Source organism: Streptosporangium nanhuense (assembly GCF_059358815.1).
This window is the reverse complement of record NZ_JCADBG010000012.1, coordinates 55,067-72,513: the sequence shown is the minus strand read 5'-3', so window position 1 is coordinate 72,513 and position 17,447 is coordinate 55,067. Positions and strand designations below refer to the sequence as shown.

Annotated in this window: 14 protein-coding genes; 9 read left to right on the top strand and 5 right to left on the bottom strand. The window is 70.2% G+C overall.

Going from position 1 to position 17,447, the window contains the following annotated elements; translation table 11 throughout:
- The first annotated feature begins 62 nt into the window (after positions 1-62).
- The 8 genes from AC5L38_RS23055 (at position 63) to AC5L38_RS23020 (ending at position 9,018) form a co-directional block, all read left to right on the top strand.
- A complete protein-coding gene (locus AC5L38_RS23055; RefSeq protein ID WP_495244902.1) occupies positions 63-3,047 on the top strand; it encodes a sensor histidine kinase in 2,985 nt (994 codons plus the stop codon).
- Positions 3,044-3,466, top strand: a complete 423-nt coding sequence (locus AC5L38_RS23050) for a roadblock/LC7 domain-containing protein (protein ID WP_030906232.1) — start codon at positions 3,044-3,046, stop codon at positions 3,464-3,466. The genes AC5L38_RS23055 and AC5L38_RS23050 overlap by 4 nt, the downstream gene beginning before the upstream one ends.
- Before the next feature lie 9 nt (positions 3,467-3,475).
- Positions 3,476-3,874, top strand: coding sequence for a DUF742 domain-containing protein (locus AC5L38_RS23045; RefSeq protein WP_495244901.1), 399 nt, complete (start codon positions 3,476-3,478; stop codon positions 3,872-3,874).
- A gap of 7 nt (positions 3,875-3,881) precedes the next feature.
- On the top strand, positions 3,882-4,421 hold the full coding sequence (locus AC5L38_RS23040; RefSeq protein ID WP_329091233.1) for a GTP-binding protein: 540 nt from the start codon (positions 3,882-3,884) through the stop codon (positions 4,419-4,421).
- A gap of 725 nt (positions 4,422-5,146) precedes the next feature.
- Positions 5,147-6,118: an ABC transporter substrate-binding protein gene (locus AC5L38_RS23035; RefSeq protein WP_495244900.1), complete on the top strand. Its 972-nt coding sequence runs from the start codon at positions 5,147-5,149 to the stop codon at positions 6,116-6,118.
- Entirely contained in the window at positions 6,115-6,894 is a 780-nt protein-coding gene (locus AC5L38_RS23030; RefSeq protein ID WP_495244899.1) for an ABC transporter permease, read from the top strand. The genes AC5L38_RS23035 and AC5L38_RS23030 overlap by 4 nt, the downstream gene beginning before the upstream one ends.
- Complete coding sequence (locus AC5L38_RS23025) at positions 6,891-7,706, top strand: ABC transporter permease (protein WP_495244898.1); 816 nt, start codon at positions 6,891-6,893, stop codon at positions 7,704-7,706. Before AC5L38_RS23030 ends, AC5L38_RS23025 begins: the two co-directional genes overlap by 4 nt.
- 25 nt (positions 7,707-7,731) lie before the next feature.
- Complete coding sequence (locus AC5L38_RS23020; RefSeq protein ID WP_495244897.1) at positions 7,732-9,018, top strand: flavin-dependent oxidoreductase; 1,287 nt, start codon at positions 7,732-7,734, stop codon at positions 9,016-9,018.
- A 164-nt stretch (positions 9,019-9,182) separates the two neighbouring features.
- Here the strand turns inward: AC5L38_RS23020 and AC5L38_RS23015 are convergent, their stop codons facing one another.
- The 5 genes from AC5L38_RS23015 to AC5L38_RS22995 all read right to left on the bottom strand — a co-directional run bounded on the left by AC5L38_RS23015 (position 9,183) and on the right by AC5L38_RS22995 (position 13,776).
- The gene (locus tag AC5L38_RS23015; RefSeq protein WP_495244896.1) at positions 9,183-10,187 is read right to left on the bottom strand and encodes a methyltransferase; all 1,005 of its coding nucleotides are present in this window, start codon (positions 10,185-10,187) and stop codon (positions 9,183-9,185) included.
- A gap of 234 nt (positions 10,188-10,421) precedes the next feature.
- Entirely contained in the window at positions 10,422-11,204 is a 783-nt protein-coding gene (locus AC5L38_RS23010) for an ABC transporter ATP-binding protein (protein ID WP_495244895.1), read from the bottom strand.
- Positions 11,205-11,213: 9 nt separating this feature from the next.
- Entirely contained in the window at positions 11,214-12,005 is a 792-nt protein-coding gene (locus tag AC5L38_RS23005; RefSeq protein WP_495244894.1) for an ABC transporter permease, read from the bottom strand.
- Positions 12,005-12,793, bottom strand: coding sequence for an ABC transporter permease (locus AC5L38_RS23000; protein ID WP_495244893.1), 789 nt, complete (start codon positions 12,791-12,793; stop codon positions 12,005-12,007). The genes AC5L38_RS23005 and AC5L38_RS23000 overlap by 1 nt, the downstream gene beginning before the upstream one ends.
- Complete coding sequence (locus AC5L38_RS22995; RefSeq protein WP_495244892.1) at positions 12,790-13,776, bottom strand: ABC transporter substrate-binding protein; 987 nt, start codon at positions 13,774-13,776, stop codon at positions 12,790-12,792. Before AC5L38_RS22995 ends, AC5L38_RS23000 begins: the two co-directional genes overlap by 4 nt.
- A 486-nt stretch (positions 13,777-14,262) precedes the next feature.
- Here AC5L38_RS22995 and AC5L38_RS22990 point away from each other — a divergent pair, with 486 nt between their 5' ends.
- Entirely contained in the window at positions 14,263-17,436 is a 3,174-nt protein-coding gene (locus tag AC5L38_RS22990; protein WP_495244891.1) for a sensor histidine kinase, read from the top strand.
- The last annotated feature ends 11 nt before the right edge of the window (positions 17,437-17,447 follow it).

Here is a 17,447-nt window from a genome sequence, read left to right as displayed (position 1 = left end):
AAGACCGCCGGAGCCACCGCGCGTCAGGGGTGGGCAGTCGACTCCTGCCGGCGAACTGGCGCGTGCGTCCCCGTCTGGTCGCGCTGATCCTGCTCCCGACCGCCGCGGCCGTGCTCCTCACCGGCCTCCAGCTCACCACGGCCCTGTCCACGGCCGACGAGTACCGCCGGATGAGCGAGGTCGCCTCGCTGGTCGAGTCGCTCGGCACCCTCTCCCAGGAGATGGCCGAGGAGCGCGACCTCACCGCCTGGTCCATCGCCGCCCGTACCCGCACCAACCTGAACAAGGTCAGGGAACAGCGCGCGGTGGTCGACCGGAGCAGCGACCAGGCGCTGGCCGCCATCGACGCCCTCGACGCGTCGCAGGCCGCCCGCGTCCGCACCGAGGCCGCCCAGGTCCGCCGCTGGCTCAACGGGCTTCCCGGCCTGCGCAGGCTGATGACCGACGGAAGCGTGCTTCCCCGAGCGGCCCTCGGCATGTACACGCGTATGATCACCGACTTCATCACCCTCCACGACGACCTGGGCCGCAGCGGCGGCGACGAGCGCCTCATCGGAGACGCGCTCGCGCTGGGCGCGCTGACCCGTGCCAAGGAGCAGGTCGCCAGGCAGCGGGGCACCCTCCTGGTCAGCTTCCTGGACCGCAAGTTCGACTTCGACGACCCCGCCGACCTCCTCGGCGCGTACCGGAGCCAGCAGAGCGAGGAGAACGCCTTCCGGGCCACCGCCTCCGCCGCCGACATCAAGGGCTTCCGTGACGCGGTCACCGGCCCCAAGGTCGACCAGGCCGACTCCGTGCGCGCCCTCGTCATGTCCCTCATGCGCGAGAACAAGCCGCTGGAGCGGATGGCCGGCCTCACCTGGCCCGCGAGCGCCAACACCTGGTACAGCGCCTCCACCTCGACCGTGGAGGGCATGCGGACCGTCGAGCGCCGCCTGGCGTCCGCGGTCGTCGCCCGCAGCCAGGAGATGGAGAGCGCCGAGCAGCGCAGCGCGGTGATCTCCGGTGCCTCGATCCTGGTCCTGCTGGTCCTGATCCTGCTCATCACCGCCTGGGTGGCCGGCACGCTCGTCCGGCCGCTGCGCAGGCTGCGCAGCGAGGCGCTCGAAGTGGCCGACACCCGGCTGCCCGAGACCGTCCGGGTGCTGCGGGAGTCCGGCGACCACGCCCCGAACGTCGAGGTGCCCTCCATCGGAGTGGCCTCCCGCGACGAGATCGGGGAAGTGGCCCGGGCCTTCGACGAGGTCCACCGCGAGGCCATCCGGCTGGCCGGTGACGAGGCCCGCCTGCGAAGCAACATCAACGCGATGTTCGTCAACCTCTCCCGCCGCACCCAGTCGCTGGTGGAACGCCAGATCGACCTCATCGACGACCTGGAGCAGGGCGAGCAGGACGAGGGCCGGCTGGGAAGCCTCTTCAAGCTGGACCACCTGGCCACCCGCATGCGCCGCAACTCCGAGAACCTCCTGGTCCTCGCGGGCCAGGAGCAGAGCCGCCGGTGGAGCGAGCCGGTCCCGCTCAGCGACGTCGTCCGCGCCTCGCTGTCGGAGGTCGAGAACTACGAGAGGGTCAACCTCCGGGTCGAGTCGGGCATCTCGATCATCGGCCAGGCCGTCAACGACATCGTCCACCTGGTCGCCGAGCTCGTCGAGAACGCGATCTTCTTCTCGCCGCAGGACACCAAGATCACGGTGACCAGCAACGGCAACGAGATGGGCGCCGTCATCCTGGCGGTCACCGACTCCGGCATCGGGATGAGCGACGAGGAACTGGCCGAGGCGAACCGCCGCCTGGCCGAGCCTCCCGCGGTGGACCTGTCGGTCTCCCGCCGGATGGGCCTGTTCGTGGTCGGCCGCCTGGCCATGCGCCACGGCATCAGGGTCCAGCTCAGGCGCCCGGACACCGGCGGCCTCAGCGCCGTGGTGCTCCTGCCGGTGCAGGTGGTGGCCCAGTCCACGATGATGCCCGAGATGGCGCTGTCGGCGCAGGGCATGCCGTCCGGCTCCTTCGGGGGCCCGTCGAGCTCGTTCGGCTCGATGTCCAGCATGTCCAGCATGACCGGCCAGGATCCGTTCGGCTCGGTGAACCCCGACCCGTTCGGCTCCGCCCCGAACCCCGACCCGTTCGGGACCGCAGGGGTGGGGGCCGGGCGCGGCACCCGTCCGCAGGCCGGTCCCGGGGCGCCGCCCGCCCAGGCGCCTCCCCAGGTGCCCGCGCCGACCTCGGCGGACCTGTGGTCCGGTCCGGTGGTGCCCGCCTCCGCGGTGGAGGACCTGTGGTCGTCCCCGATGGCGTCGACCGCGCCGCCGTCGTTCCCCTCGGCCTGGCCCGATCCGCCCGCGATCGACCCCTGGAAGCCGCAGCCGCCCCAGCGGCTGGAACCGATGGAGAACACCCAGGCCCTTCCCGTGGTCGAGGTGGCGCCGACGGAACCGGAGCCCGAGGAGTTCCTGCCGATCTTCGCGGCGGTGGGGTCCGACTGGTTCCGCAGCGGCGCGGCCGCCGCTCCCGAGCCCGAGGTCGTTCCCGAGCCCGTGGCCGAGGTCAGGCCGCGGCCGCTGGAGCAGCGGGTCAGGAGGGGACCGCAGGGGCTGGAGACCCAGAACATCCCGCAGATCACACATTCCTCGCCGCCGCCCCAGCAGCAGCCGCCCCAGCCGCTTCCGCAGCGGGGCCCCCAGCAGCAGGCGCAGCCGTTGCCGCAGCGGACGCCCCAGCCGACGCAGCAGCCCAGGCCGGCCGAGCCCGCGGCGGCCGAGAGGCAGCCGTGGAGCACTCCCTCCGACCAGGGCTGGGCGGCCGCCGAGGTCGCCAAGAAGCCCGTGGAGGGCGGCGTTACCGGCGCGGGCCTTCCCAAGCGGGTGCCCAAGGCGAACCTCGTTCCCGGTGCCGCCTCGGCGGCTCCGGCGGCCCCGGCCCCCCCGATGCCGCCGATATCGGCGGAACGGGTGCGCAGCCGTCTGTCCAGTTTCCAGCAAGGCGTACGGCAGGGACGTGCTGAGATGAGCGAGCGCGCCAACGCCGTCGAGGGAGAGAACCAGCAGTGAACAACCAACTCAGCCAGGCCGCTCGCGGCTTCAACTGGCTGATCACCGAGTTCGTCAAGGAGATGCCCGGAGTGGCGCACGCGGTGATCGTCTCCGCGGACGGGCTCCCGCTGGCCTACTCCCAGGGCTTCCCCAAGGACAGGGCGGACCAGCTCGCCGCGATCACGGCCGGTCTGATCAGCCTCACCCAGGGCGCCTCGCGGGTCTTCGAGGGCGGTCCGGTCGCGCAGACGGTGATCGAGATGCAGCGGGGCCTCCTGCTGACCATGTCGATCAGCGACGGTTCCGCGCTGGCCGTACTGGCCTCGCCGGACTGTGACATGGGCCTCGTGGCCTACCAGATGACGTTGCTCGCAGAGCGTGCCGGCCAGGCCCTTACGCCTGCGCTCCGGGCCGAACTGCAGTCGGTTCAGCGATAGGGGGGTGATATGGACGCACCAGGTTGGCGTGGCCCGGAGGAATCTCTGGGCACGTCCCAGGCCAAGAGCGGGCGAGATCGTTTGATCCGTCCGTACGCTGTGACCGGGGGCAGGACCGCTCCCCGGATGCAGCTCGCTCTTGAGGCGCTGGTCTCCTCGGCGACGTTCGCGAGCGTGGATCCATCCACGCTCTCCACGGAATATCAGGCGATCATCTCGCTGTCCCGGCAGGTGCGCTCGGTTGCCGAGCTCTCCGCCCTGTTGCGCATGCCTCTCGGCGTGACCCGGGTGTTGATCGCGGACATGGCGGCCGAGGGCTTGGTGCAGATCCACCAGCCGTCGCTGGATGCGGGTAAGCCGGATCTCAATTTGCTTGAAAGGGTGCTCAGTGGGCTTCGCAGGCTCTGACGCCGGAATGACGTCGACGAAGATCGTCGTTGCCGGCGGGTTCGGTGTCGGCAAGACGACCTTCGTCGGTGCGGTCTCCGAGATCATGCCGCTGACCACGGAAGCGGTGATGACGGAGGCGAGTGCGGACGTCGACGACCTCTCGCACATTCCGACAAAGCGGACCACCACGGTCGCCATGGACTTCGGCCGTGTCTCGCTGGACCGCGACCTGATCCTGTACCTGTTCGGTACGCCGGGTCAGCACCGGTTCTGGTTCATGTGGGACGACCTCGTGAAGGGCGCGATCGGTGCGATCGTGCTCGTCGACACCCGGCGGCTGGCCGACAGCTTCCCGGCGATCGACTACTTCGAAGAGGCCGGCCTGCCGTTCGTCGTGGCCCTCAACGGGTTCGGCGGATCGCACGTCCACGGTGAGGAGGAGGTGCGGGAGGCTCTGACGATCTCCCCGCACATCCCCGTCGTCCGGACCGACGCCCGGTCCCGCGACGCCGTGAAGTCGACCTTGATCACTTTGGTCGAGCACGTCCTGACGCTCAGGGTCTGACGTCACGGTGTGGGCCCCGTCCCGGCAGGGACGGGGCCCACACCTTTTTTTGGGGGAGACCCTCACTCCCGGGGAAGGCGGAGACCCTCCGGCCCGGCCTTCGTTTCGGTTACCGGAATCGCCGCGTGAGGCGAGCGCTGGAACGCGACAAGGCCGGCGAGGGAATTGCGGACAGAATATCCGCCCCCTATAAGGTTTCCTTAATCGGGGGAATCGCGCCCTGCCCGTCGCTGGGATCCGACGCGCGGGAACGGCGCGGCGTGACGGTGCGTCAGCCTGGCGGATGGACGGCCAGGAGCATAGGCGCATCACTTATATCTGAATATGGGGCGCGAATATATTATTTGTGCCCGCGTCCGGCCCATGCCTGTACGCGACCGTGAAGGCTTCGCGCCGGCCTCGATCGCACCGTTGGCGCCGCCGTGTTCGGGCAGGTCGCGCTTGACGTGCGTCCTCGCGGACACCTTGTCCCGCGCCTGGAGCCCTGCTCCGGGCGCCCGGGTGGCGGTCACCGGCCACGGGGGCGGCGGCTTCGGCGCGGCCCGCGGCGCCCGGTGACGCCATGTCCGGTTTGTACCACCCCGCCGTTCGTCGTGAAATATATTCAAAACCAGAAATATGGCGACAGAATAGTATAATTCATATTATAGATATGTATGTGCGTTAGAATCCTGTTATCCTCCTGCCGGAGATCGTTTCTTCGTGCCTGCGGCCCTGGGGGATCCATGAGATTACGCTCGTCCATTGTCGGAATTCTGGCGCTGGCACTTGTCGCGGTCACCGGATGCGGCACCGGGGAGCCCGGCGGGGACGCCGGCGGCTCCGGCCCGGAGAAGGTCAGGATCAACGTCGGCACGATCCCGGTCCTCGACACGGCCCCGCTGCAGATCGCGGTGGAGAAGGGGCTGTTCAAGAAGCAGGGGCTCGATGTCACGCTGAGCACCCTCGCGGGCGGCGCGGAGGCCATTCCCAAGCTCAAGGGCGGCAGCCTGGACGTCAGCTTCGGCAACTACGTCTCCTTCTTCGGCGCCCACGCCAAGGGTGCCATCGACCTCAAGGTCGTCTCTGACGGCTTCCAGAGCGCTCCCGGGACGCACACGATCATGGTCGCCAAGGACAGCCCGATCCGGAGCGTGGCCGACCTCAAGGGCAGGACCATCGCGGTCAACACCAAGCGCAACATCGCGACGATGCTGGCCCAGGTGGCCGCCAAGGCGCACGACATCGAGTTCGACGAGGACAAGAGCTTCGTGGAGTTCCCCTTCCCGGAGATGGAGGGCGTGCTGAGGGCCGGCACGGCCGACGCCGTCGTGGTCGTGGAGCCGTTCGGCACCTTCATAAGCCGGTCCATCGGCGCCCGGCTCCTCTGGGACCTCTCCCAGGGCCCGACCGCCGACTTCCCGATCGCCGGCTACGCGGTGACCTCGGAGTTCGCCAAGGCGAACCCCAGGACCGTGGCGGCGTTCCAGCAGGCGATGGCGGAGGCCAAGGCGCTCGCGGCCGACCGGGCGAACGTGGTCGCGATCCTGCCGAAGTACACCAAGATCACCGCGGACGCGGCGGCCGACCTCGCCATCGGAGGCTTCCCCACCACGCTGGACGCCACCAGGCTCCAGCGGGTCACCGACACCATGCGCGAGTCCGGCCTCCTCGACGAGAAGCTCGACGTGCGGGACCTCATCGCCGCCGGCACATGAACGGGACCCGTGTCATCCGGGGGGTGATCGGGGCCTGCGCGGCGATGGTCGTGGCCGAGACGGTCGTCCGGCTGGGGATCGCCGACCCGGAGGTCGTCCCGCCGATCTCCGTCGTGCTGCTCAGAGCCGTCACGCTGGCGGGGGACCCCCTCTTCCTCGCCGGTGTGGCGGACACGGTCCTGGCCTGGCTGGCCGGTCTGGCCCTGGCCGTCGTCGTGGCGGTCACCGCGGGTGTGGTGCTCGGATCGGTCCCGTGGCTGAGCACGCCGAGCCGGGTCGTGGTGGAGTTCCTCCGCCCGATCCCCTCGGTGGCGTTGATCCCGCTGGCGATCCTGCTGTTCGGGGCGGAGACCGAGATGAAGGTCTCGCTGATCCTCTACGCGGCCTCCTGGCCCATCCTGCTCAACATGCTCTACGCGCTCCGGGACGTGGACCCCGTGGCGAAGGACGCGCTGCGCAGTTTCGGTTTCGGCCCCCTGGCCGTGCTCTGGCGGGTCTCGCTCCCCAGCGCGGCGCCGTTCGTGGCGACCGGGGTGCGTGTCTCCGCGGGCATCGCGCTGGTCGTGGTCGTGAGCGCCGAACTGCTGAGCGGCGGCGCGAGCGGTCTCGGCGTCTTCCTCATCACCGCGGGCAGCTCCGGAGGCAACACCGACGTGATACTGGCCGGCGCGGTCTGGGCGGGAGCGCTCGGCCTCGCCGTCAACACGCTGCTGGCCCGGATGGAGCGCAGGGTCTTTCGCTGGCACTTCGCGCGCACCGAGGGGGCGACACGATGAGCCGGGCCGTCACGGCGGCGCGCGGCGTCATCGTCGGGGCGGTGTCCCGGTTCTGGCTCGCGGCCGCGCTGGTCGCGGTCTGGGAGGTGGCCACCCGGATCATCGGGGAGAGCTACTTCCCGCCGCCGTCGGAGATCGTCGCGACGATGTACGAGCTGTGGTTCTCCGGCCCGGCGAGCCGGCTGTTCCTCACCGAGGACGCGCTGGAGGACTTCGGGCACAGCCTGTTCAACCTCTTCGGAGGATGGGCGCTCGCCTGTCTCGCCGGGGTGGCCGCCGGCCTCGCGCTGGGCCTGTCCCGCACGCTGGCCGACTACGTGGAGCCCATGGTCCACTTCGGACGGGCGGTTCCGCCGCCCACCCTGATCTCCTTCTACGTGGTGGCGTTCCAGCTCGGGACGTCCATGCAGGTGGCGACCATCGTCTCCGGAGTCGTCTGGCCGGTGCTGCTCAACACCATCGACGGTGTCCGTACGGTGGAGCGGCTCCACCTGGACAGTGCCGAGGTCTTCGGGGTGCGGGGGATGCGGAGGCTGCTGTGGATCATCATCCCCGCCGCGGCTCCCAAGATCGTGGCCGGGCTCCGGATCAGCCTGGGCCTCGCCCTGATCCTGATGGTCCTGTCCGAGCTCATCGGGAGCACCGTGGGCATCGGCTCGCTTCTCATCGGCGCCCAGCGCAGCTTCGAACTGCCCCAGATGTGGGCGGGGATCGTGATCCTGGGCGTGCTGGGATACCTGCTCAACGCCGTCTTCGTGGCGGTGGAGAGGCGGGCGCTCAGGTGGCACCTGAACGCGCGGAGCGTGACATGAACCCCCGACGGACAGCGAGGACGCCATGCGGGTACTGATCATCGGAGGTGGCGTCGGGGGGCTCACCACCGCGCTGAGCCTTCACGCCGCGGGTATCGACTGCGTGATCGCCGAGTCGGCCGTGCGGTTGCGCCCGCTGGGGGTGGGGATCAACCTGCAACCCCACGCGGTCCGGGAGCTGACCGAGCTCGGCCTGGGGGACGAGCTCGCGAGGACCGGCGTCCCGACGAGTTCCATGAACTTCACGGACAGGTTCGGCGGGACGATCCTGTCGCTGCCGCGCGGGAGGTTCGCGGGATACAACTGGCCCCAGTACTCCGTTCACCGCGGTGAGCTGCAGATGCTGCTTCTCTCCGCGGTGCGTGAACGGCTCGGCGCCGGTGCCGTCAGGACCGGGCTGCGGCTGGAGGACTTCGAGCAGGACGAGACCGGACCCGCCGGAGCCACCCCCGTCACGGCGTCGCTGCGCGACGTGCGGACCGGTGAGCGGCTGAGGGAGACGGCCGACGTCCTCGTGGGCGCGGACGGCATCCACTCCGCGGTGCGTGCCCGGCTGCATCCCGGCGACGGGCCGCTGATGTGGAACGGGATCCGGATGTGGCGGGGAACGGCCGAGGGAGAGCCTTTCCTCGACGGCACCACGATGATCGTCGCGGGTTCCAACCTGTCGGCCAAGTTCGTGGTCTACCCCATCTCGCGGGCGCGGGCCCGGGGACGAGCGCTGATCAACTGGGTCGCCGAGGTGGTGACGGCCGAACCCGGCCCCGTCCCGGCCGCCGACTGGTCCAGGCCCGGCCGCCTGGAGGACGTGCTCCCGCATTTCGACGGCTGGAGACTGCCCTACCTGGACGTGCCCGCCCTCATCTCCGGTTCGGAACGGATCCTGGAGTACCCCATGGTGGACAGGGACCCGCTCCCCTGGTGGGGGTCGGGCCGGGTCACCCTGCTGGGAGACGCCGCGCACCCGATGTACCCGGTGGGCGCCAACGGGGGCTCGCAGGCCGTGCTCGACGCCCGGGTCCTGGCCAGGGAGCTGGCCGGTGCGTCCGATCCGGCCGCTGGACTGGCCGCGTACGAGAAGGAGCGCAGGACCGTCACCACGGGGCTCGTGCTCGCCCATCGCGAGCTGCCCATGGAGAAGACCATCGCGCTGGTCGCCGAGCGGGCACCCGGCGGGTTCGACGACATCGCCGACGTGCTCACGGCGAGGGAACTGACGGACATGGCCGCCGCCCAGCAGGGGATCACCGACATGGACGTGAGCGCCCTCAACGCCCGTTCCTCGTGGAGTGTTCGCTATCCCGGCACGTAGGAGGGTCCGGTGACGGATGGCCGCCGGACCGGCCGGGAGCGGGACGCGCTCCCGGCCCGGAGGCGAGGGCGCGGTTCGCGAGGCGGGCGAAACGGCGGCGGCCGGTGACGTGGGGTTCACGTCACCGGCCGCCGGTCGTCACACAGGCCCGTCACACAGGCCCGTCACACAGGCAGGGCCTCCACGATGGAGGCGCCCTGGGGCAGTTCCACCTGCCGGCTCAGCCGGAAGTCGGAGGCCTCCAGCAGCGCGGCGTATTCGGAGGTGCTGCGCTCCTGGCCGTCACCGAAAAGGGCGAGCATGCGCATGTCGATGTCCTTGCTGATGTGCGGCCGGTCGTCTTCGGGCACGACGGCCTCCACCAGTAGCACCCGGCCGTCATCGGAAATGGCCTTGCGGACATTGCGCAGAATCTGCACCGAGTCCTCGTCGGACCAGTTATGGATGACGCTGCTCAACAGATAGGTGTCTCCGCCCTCGGGCACCGAGGCGAAGAAGTCGCCGGAGACGAATTTGCATCGGTCTTCAAGAGCGGCCTCCGCGAAGAATCGTTTGGCGTCGTCCACCACCTGCTCCTGGTCGAAAAGAATGCCCGCGACATTTGAATACCTGTTCAAAACGGAGGCCAGGATGTGGCCCTTGCCGCCGGCCACGTCCACCAGCGTGCGCACGCCGGAGAAGTCGTAGCGCTCGGCCACCGCCTCTGCGAAGGGCTTGGCCCGGACCACCATGTAGTCGTTGAACAGCGCCCCGGCCGCGGGGTTGGCCTTGAGGTAGCCGTACAGCGGGCCGTGCCGCTCGGCGAACCCCGACCTGCCGGTGCGGGCGGTCTGCGGGACCTTGCCCATGCCGTACCAGAAGCCCTCCTCGGAGATCATCCGTACCGCGGGGCGGAGCGAGCCCGGCACGTCGTCGCGGAGGGTGGCCCCGGCCTCGGTCAGCTCGTACACGCCGGGCCGTACCGTCGCGACGATGCCCATGGAGGCGAGTTCGCGCAGCACCCTGCCGAGCGCGGGCGCGTCGGCGTCGCAGCGCCGCGCGAGCTCGTCGACGTCCAGGGGCCCGTCGCTCAGGTGGTCGGCGCAGCCGAGCTCGGCCATCGTCGCGAGGGCGGCGAAGCGGGAGACGCCGCCGATCGCGTCCCAGACCGGTGCCTGTGAGTTGCTCATGGAGATCCTCTCTGTGCGGCGTGCGGGTCCGTGAGGGGGACCGGCACGCCCGGGTCGGGCGTCCACGCCGGAACGTCGGCGCGCCCGGCGGGGGCGCGCCGGCTCCGGCGGGTGTTCTTCACGGCACCGGGAGCCGGGCCCGTCGGTGGCCCGCCGCCGGGTCCACCGCGGTCCGGGACCGTGGCGGGGCCGTGGCGGGGCCGGCGGTGGGTCCGGAACCGGGAAGGGCCGGGCTCAGGGGGCCGAGGCCGACGGGCTCCGCATGCCGCGCACCAGGCGGCCGACCTCGGCGCGCAGGTGCACGAAGTCGGGGTGCTCGCGGGTGGTGATCTGGTCGCGCGGTCCGGGCAGGTCCACGCGCAGGTCGCCCACGATCCCGGCGGGGGCCTTGGACAGGACCACGACACGGTCACCGACGTAGACGCTCTCGTCGATGTCGTGGGTGATCAGCACGATGGTCATGTTGTGCAGGCCGCGGACCCGCAGGGTCAGGTCCTCCAGGTCCTCGCGGGTCTGGGCGTCGACGGAGCCGAACGGCTCGTCCATCAGCAGCAGGGCCGGGCGGTAGGCCAGCGCGCGGGCGATGGACACCCGCTGCTGCATGCCGCCGGACAGCTGCCACGGGTACTTGGCCGCGGCTCCCTGCAGCCCGACCTCCTCCAGCGCCTCCAGCGCCACCTGCCTGCGCCGCTGCTTGTCCAGGCCCTTGCGGCGCAGCGGGAGCGAGACGTTGTCGGCCACCGACATCCAGGGGAACAGGGAACGGCTGTAGTCCTGGAACACCACGGCCAGGTTGTCGGGCGTCTGCTCGACGCGGGCGCCGTTGAGCGTGACCTGGCCGCCGCTGGGCCGGATCAGCCCCGCGATGGAGCGCAGCAGGGTGGACTTGCCGCACCCGGAGGGGCCGACGACGCAGACCAGCTCGCCTTGGGCGACCCTCAGGTTGATGCCGCCCAGCGCGGTGTGCGCGGTCGGCCCGCTGCCGTAGGTATGGGACAGGTTCGTGATTTCGAGCACAGCAGGTCCTCAGGTCGTCTGCTTGGCGGATCGGTGCCAGGACAGGACACGTCGCTCGGCCGCCAGGAACGCCGAGTTGAACGTGTACCCCAGGACGCCGAGCACCACGATGGTCGCCCACACGCCGGGGAAGTCGTACGACCTCTGGGCCTCCAGAAGCTGGTAGCCGATCCCGTCGGTGCTGCCGATCAGCTCGGAGAGCACCATGAGGATCAGCGCCAGCGACAGGCTGACCCGGAGCCCGGCGAAGATCTTCGGCATTGCGGAGGGCAGGATGATCCGGAACAGCCGCTCGCGGCCCGTCAGCCCGAAGACGCTCGCGGTGTCCAGGTGCTGGCGGTCGACGTGCCTGGCCCCCTCGCAGGCGTTGATCAGGACCGGCCAGACGATGCCGAACGCGATGAAGTTGATCTGCATCCGCGAGCCGATGGCGAACAGCGCCAGGAACAGCGCCAGCAACATGGGCGGGGGAATGGCGCGGGCGAACTGCACCAGCGGGTCGACGAGGCGGAAGAGCAGGGGGGAGCGTCCCAGCGCGACCCCGAGGGCGATGCCGACGACCCCGGCCAGCACCCACCCGGCGAGCAGCCGGCCGATGCTCAAGGGGATGTTCTCCAGCGCCGCCTCGGTGAGCCAGAGCCGCTCCGCGGGGCCGGTCAGCCACATCGTGTACGCGCTGACCGCGATCTGCGACGGGGGCGGGAAGCTCAGTATCTCCAGGTAGCGGGTGACCAGCTCCCACAGCGCCACGACGGCCACGACCGGCCACAGCCGGTTGACGACGCGCATCGGGCCGCTCATCACACCACCTCCGTACGGGCGGTGTGCCAGCGGAAGAGCCGCCGCTCCGCGAGCACGAACAGGCCGTTGGTGACCATGCCTATGACACCGGCCCAGATGGCGGCGGCGATGACGTACTCCGTCGCGTCCACGCCGCCCGCGCTCTCCAGGACGTAGCTGCCGATGCCGTCGGCGCCGCCGCCGATCAGCTCCGTGCTGATCGCCACGATGAGCGCGATCGCCGACGCCAGCCGGACGCCGGTGGCGATGAAGGGCGCGGTGCTGGGCAGGGAGACCCGCCACAGCACGGCCGGTTTGCCGAACCCGAAGCTGCGGAGCGTCTCCTTGGCGAGCGGGTCGACGTCCTTGAGCCCGTACATCGTGTTGATCAGGATGGGCCAGGTCGCCGCGTAGACGACCAGGGTGACCTTCATGTCGAACCTGTCGGAGAACACGGCGAGGGCGAGCGGGATCAGCGCGATCGACGGGATCGGGCGCAGGAACTCCACGATCGGCCGCAGCGCGCTCTCCACGCGGGGCAGGGTGCCGAGCAGGAAGCCCAGGGGAACCGCGATCGCCACCGTGATCAGCAGCCCGGTCGCCCACGCGCCGAGGGTCGCGGCGACGTCGGAGAGGAACGCCGCGTCCGCCACGAGAGCGGCCGCCCGGACGAGCACCGTGGAGGCCAGCGGGAACGAGAGCGGGTCGATCAGCCCGGTCCGGCCCGCGGCCTCCGTGACGCAGAACAGCCCCGCGACGCCGAGGGCGCCGCAGAGCAGTCTGCTGTCGAGCGGGTTGCGCCTTGTCACCCGAGGTTTCCGGGGAGGATGGTCTTGGCCTGGATCGGGCTCGTGAGGTAACCCTGCTCCAGCATGAGGTCGGCGACCCGCTGCAGGCGGGTCTCGTCAAGGCTGGTGGGGAAGGACCCGAGCGTGATGACGGCCGCGGTCGCCGCGTCGATCTTGGTGTAGTCCGGCAGGATCTCCTCGACGGCCTTGCGGTCGGTCGCGGCGATCTGCTGGGCCTTGGCGATCGCCCGCTGGAAGGCGGCGACCGTCTTGGGGTTCTCGGCGGCGAACTTCTCGGTGACGGCTACGCCCGCGATGGGGAAGTCCGCGGTGGAGTCGACCATCGTGTCGGCGAGCTTCTGGGCGCCGAGCAGCTTCTGCGCCGCGGTCAGGGCCGGCTCCGTCATCCAGGCGGCGTCGACGACCTTGTTCTTCAGCTGCTCCCCCATCAGGGGGAAGGGGAACTCGACGAACTCCACGTCCTTCTCGGTGAGGCCGTGCGTCTTGAGCACCGTCGTCACCGCCAGGGTGCCGATGTTCTGCTTGCTGTTGACCGCGATCTTCTTGCCCTTGAGGTCGGCGGGCGTCTTGATCCCGGAGTCCTTCGGCACCATGAGGTTGAACGAGTTCGGGGCGGCCTGGTAGAGGTCAGAGATGATCTTCAGCTTCTGGCCCTTGGAGACGGCGAGGAAGGTCGAGACGTAGTTCGTCTGCGTGGCGTCGAAGGTGCCGCCGACGAGACCCTGCTGGGCCTGGGCGCCTCCGGCCACCGGCTCGATCGTGACGGTGAGCCCTTCCTCCTTGAAGAAGCCCCGCTTGTTGGCGATGTAGAGCGCCGCCGAGTCGGGGATCGGCAGCGCTCCCATCTTGAGGCTGGCCTTCTCCAGGCCGCCCGCGTTCGCGGCGGCGGTCTCACCGGGCTTCTCAGAGCTTCCGCAGGCGCTCAGGGCGAGGACGGCCGCCACTCCGGCGATGACGGCCCGGCTCGCAAGTTTGAACCTCATGGGTCTCCTTAGCTGCGTTTGACCGCCCCTGCCGGAACTCGCGTGACTCGGGCGACATGGAGGGGGTCCCGGGAGGCATGTTGGTCAAGGGGGGTATGCCGACCGCGGATCAGAGTAGCGGAGGAGATCAGTCAAATTACAAATATTGCCTCTTTCGCCCCTAAGCCACAAAACGGTCACGAGACTCCCAGTTGCCTCACCCGTATCAATGGCGAGATGTGCGGGCGTAGCGGGCGTTGTCAAAGAAGTCAATAAATCTGTTTCGCAACTTTGTGGAAGTTTGCGGTTACAGGACGGAGAGTCATCGCCCGATTGCGGATGCTGTGTGCCTGTTAAGTGAAGAATGCGAGTTATGTGCTGTTGGCCGAACTCATCCGGCTGTGCTCCAATAACCCCTACCCCATGGATGCGTCGGCGTCACTCGCACATCATTGCGTGACGCGATCCCCTCCAAGCAGACGATCCGAGGAGAGGCAGCGGAGGCCAGTGAGGACAGCGTCAATCCCCAGCGAACGCGAATCCGGGCTGGCACCTGCCCTGGGATTCGACAGCCAGGGGGGACAGCCGCAGAGCGGCCCGGGTCAGGATCTCGACGGTCGCGACTCCGAGAAGTCCGCGAGGAACGGCGCCAGGCTCGCGCTCAAGAACTGGCGAGTGAGATCGCGACTGATCGCGCTCATCGTCATCCCCACCGTCGCCGCGATCGTGCTGGGAGGTCTGCGGGTCACCGGCTCGATCAGCAGCGCCGCCGAGTACGAGCGCGTGCGCACCACCGCCGAGCTCACCGCGGGCCTCAGCGACCTGGTCAACGAGCTGCAGCTCGAACGAGACCTGTCGGCCCGGTACGTGGCGGCGGGCCGGCAGGCCAGCAGCAAGGCGAACCTGCGCAAGCAGTACGAGTCCGTCGACCAGGCGGTGGCGCGGGTGAACCCCCTCGTCGACGGCGCCAGGGCCGACAGCGGCCTCCTGGAGGCCCTCGGCGCCCGGGGCCAGACCGAGCTCACCCAGATCAGCCGCCGCATCGACGAGCTCAAGAGCATGCGCGAGCTGGCCTCGGGCGAGACGACCTTCCTGCCGGCCCTGCCCACGATCGCCATGTACTCCCGCACCATCGTGGACCTGCTGGCCCTGCACGACGAGATCATCCAGGGTGTCTCGGACGAGGACCTCACCGGCGGCGCGGCCGCGTTCGCCGCGCTGGCCAGGGCCAAGGAGCAGGCGTCCAGGGAACGGGCCAACCTCGCCGTCGCCCTCGTCATCAGGGGGTTCAGCGCCGAGGGCCTCAACGCCATGCTGGCCGCCCGCGCGCAGGGCGACAGCGAGCTCGCGACCTTCCGCTCCGAGGCGTCGATCCAGCAGCGCCAGCTCTACGACGACACGGTCAGCAGCCAGAAGAAGGACCGCGCGGCGGCGACGCGCGCCCGCGCCATCTTCCTGGCCCTCAACGGCCGGCCGCTGGTGAACGTCGACGTCTCCAAGAGCGGGCTCAACGACCTGCCCTCCTGGTTCGACTCCTCCACCGAGGTCGTCGACCGCATGCGCGCGGTGGAGGAGCAGGTAGCCAGGACCCTCATCATGCAGAGCGCGGACCTGCAGGCGTCCGAGCAGCGCGGCGCGCTGATCGCCGCGGGCCTGAGCGGACTGCTGCTCCTCCTCGTCCTGATCGTCACCGCCGTCATGGCGCGGTCGCTGGTCAGGCCGCTGCGCAGGCTCCGCACCGAGGCGCTGTCCATCGCCGGCCAGCGCCTCCCCGAGACCGTCCAGACGATGCGCGAGAGCGGCGAGGTCTCGACGGCCGACATCGCCCCGATCGGTGTCGCCTCCGACGACGAGATCGGTGAGGTCGCCCGGGCCTTCGACGAGGTCCACCGCGAGGCGGTGCGGCTGGCGGGCCAGGAGGCCACGCTGCGGAGCAACGTCAACTCGATGTTCGTCAACCTCTCCCGGCGCAGCCAGACCCTGGTCGAACGCCAGCTCTCCCTCATCGAGAGCCTGGAGCAGGGCGAGCAGGACGAGGGCCGGCTCGGCAGCCTCTTCCGCCTCGACCACCTCGCCACCCGCATGCGCCGCAACTCCGAGAACCTCCTGGTCCTCGCGGGCCAGGAGCCCGCCCGCCGGTGGAGCCAGCCGGTCCCGCTCATCGACGTGGTCCGCGCCTCGCTGTCGGAGGTCGAGAACTACGAGCGGGTCGACCTGCAGCTGTCCGCGGGCGTGTCCGTGGTGGGCACCTCCGTCAACGACGTCGTCCACCTGGTCGCGGAGCTCGTGGAGAACGCGATCTCCTTCTCCCCCCGCGAGACCAAGGTCATCGTCTCCAGCAACCGCATCGACGGCGGCGGGGTGATGGTCTCGGTCACCGACATCGGCATCGGCATGACCGCCGAGGAGCTCTCCCAGGCCAACTGGCGCCTGGCCAACCCGCCGGTGGTGGACGTCTCCGTCTCCCGCCGGATGGGCCTGTTCGTGGTCGGCCGCCTCGCCCTGCGGCACGGCATCCGCGTCCAGCTCAGGCAGCAGGACAGCGGCGGCCTGACCGCGATGGTCCTGCTCCCGGAGAACCTGCTCGCCGTCACCGCCCGCCCGGGCGCGACCTCTCCCAGCATGCAGAGCGGCGACTGGTCCGGATCCATGGCCTCCATGGACCGCCCGCCCGTGCTGGCCAGCCCCACCGCCCCCCCGATGCCGTCCTTCGCCTCGTTCGAGGCCGCCCACCAGAACTCGTTCGCCTCCTTCGACATGGGGCAGCAGTTCAACTCCTTCGAGGCCTCGCAGCCTCCCTTCGGAAGCGGCCAGTTCGGGCAGGCACCCGTCGACACCCCCTGGCCGGGACAGGTGCCGCCGCCCGGCACCGACCCCGGCCACGGCTGGCCGAACGCCTCCCAGCCCGACCCCTCGGGGTGGCGGCAGGGGCAGGGCGGGCCCCGCACTGACGGGGGAGCGTGGTCCACGGGCCCGAACACGGCCCCGCGCGGCGACGCCCCCGTCTGGCCCGGCGGCCAGCAGAGCAGGGACACCGGCTCCGACGTCTGGTCCACCGCCTCGCGCGGCGACTCCGGGGGCTGGCCGTCCGCCGGCAACTCCGGGCCGTTCGGACGGCGCGTCTTCGACCCGGCGGACAACACCGGCCCGCTGCCGGTGATCCCCGACGCCTCGCCCATGGAAGAGGCGAAGGAGGAGTTCCTGCCGATCTTCGCGGCCGTCGAGTCCGACTGGTTCAGGAAGGTCGAGCCGGCCCTGGCCGTCCAGGAGCGCGTCGAGGAGGCTCCCCAGGCCCAGGCCCAGGCCGCCCAGGAGACCGTCCAGCTCTCGCAACCGGCCGCCCCCGCACCGGGGAACGGCTGGTCGTCGCCCGCCGACGTGGGCTGGCAGGCCGCCAAGGCCGCCAGCGAGCCCTCGCTCGGCGGGGTCACCGGTTCCGGGCTGCCCAAGCGGGTTCCCAAGGCGAACCTGGTACCCGGTACGGCCGCGCCCGACCTGAGCGCGGCCCCCCAAACTCCCGTGCACCGGCCGACTGTCTCCCCCGAGGCGGTGCGCAGCAGGCTGGCGAGCTTCCAGCAGGGAGTACGGCAGGGCCGCGCGGCCGCCAGGGGCGGCGCCGGAGACGGGCGGCCGTATCCCGACTTCGGCCGGGATGTTGAAGGAAACAAGGAGGACCGGTGAGCGAGCTCATC

Excerpts from the sequence above, each read along its gene's own strand:
- AC5L38_RS23045 (WP_495244901.1), top strand. The coding sequence starts at position 3,476 with ATGGACGCACCAGGTTGGCGTGGCCCGGAGGAATCTCTGGGCACGTCC.
- AC5L38_RS23040 (WP_329091233.1), top strand. The coding sequence starts at position 3,882 with ATGACGTCGACGAAGATCGTCGTTGCCGGCGGGTTCGGTGTCGGCAAG.
- AC5L38_RS23035 (WP_495244900.1), top strand. The coding sequence starts at position 5,147 with ATGAGATTACGCTCGTCCATTGTCGGAATTCTGGCGCTGGCACTTGTC.
- AC5L38_RS23030 (WP_495244899.1), top strand. The coding sequence starts at position 6,115 with ATGAACGGGACCCGTGTCATCCGGGGGGTGATCGGGGCCTGCGCGGCG.
- AC5L38_RS23025 (WP_495244898.1), top strand. The coding sequence starts at position 6,891 with ATGAGCCGGGCCGTCACGGCGGCGCGCGGCGTCATCGTCGGGGCGGTG.
- AC5L38_RS23020 (WP_495244897.1), top strand. The coding sequence starts at position 7,732 with ATGCGGGTACTGATCATCGGAGGTGGCGTCGGGGGGCTCACCACCGCG.
- AC5L38_RS23015 (WP_495244896.1), bottom strand. The coding sequence starts at position 10,187 with ATGAGCAACTCACAGGCACCGGTCTGGGACGCGATCGGCGGCGTCTCC.
- AC5L38_RS23005 (WP_495244894.1), bottom strand. The coding sequence starts at position 12,005 with ATGAGCGGCCCGATGCGCGTCGTCAACCGGCTGTGGCCGGTCGTGGCC.
- AC5L38_RS22995 (WP_495244892.1), bottom strand. The coding sequence starts at position 13,776 with ATGAGGTTCAAACTTGCGAGCCGGGCCGTCATCGCCGGAGTGGCGGCC.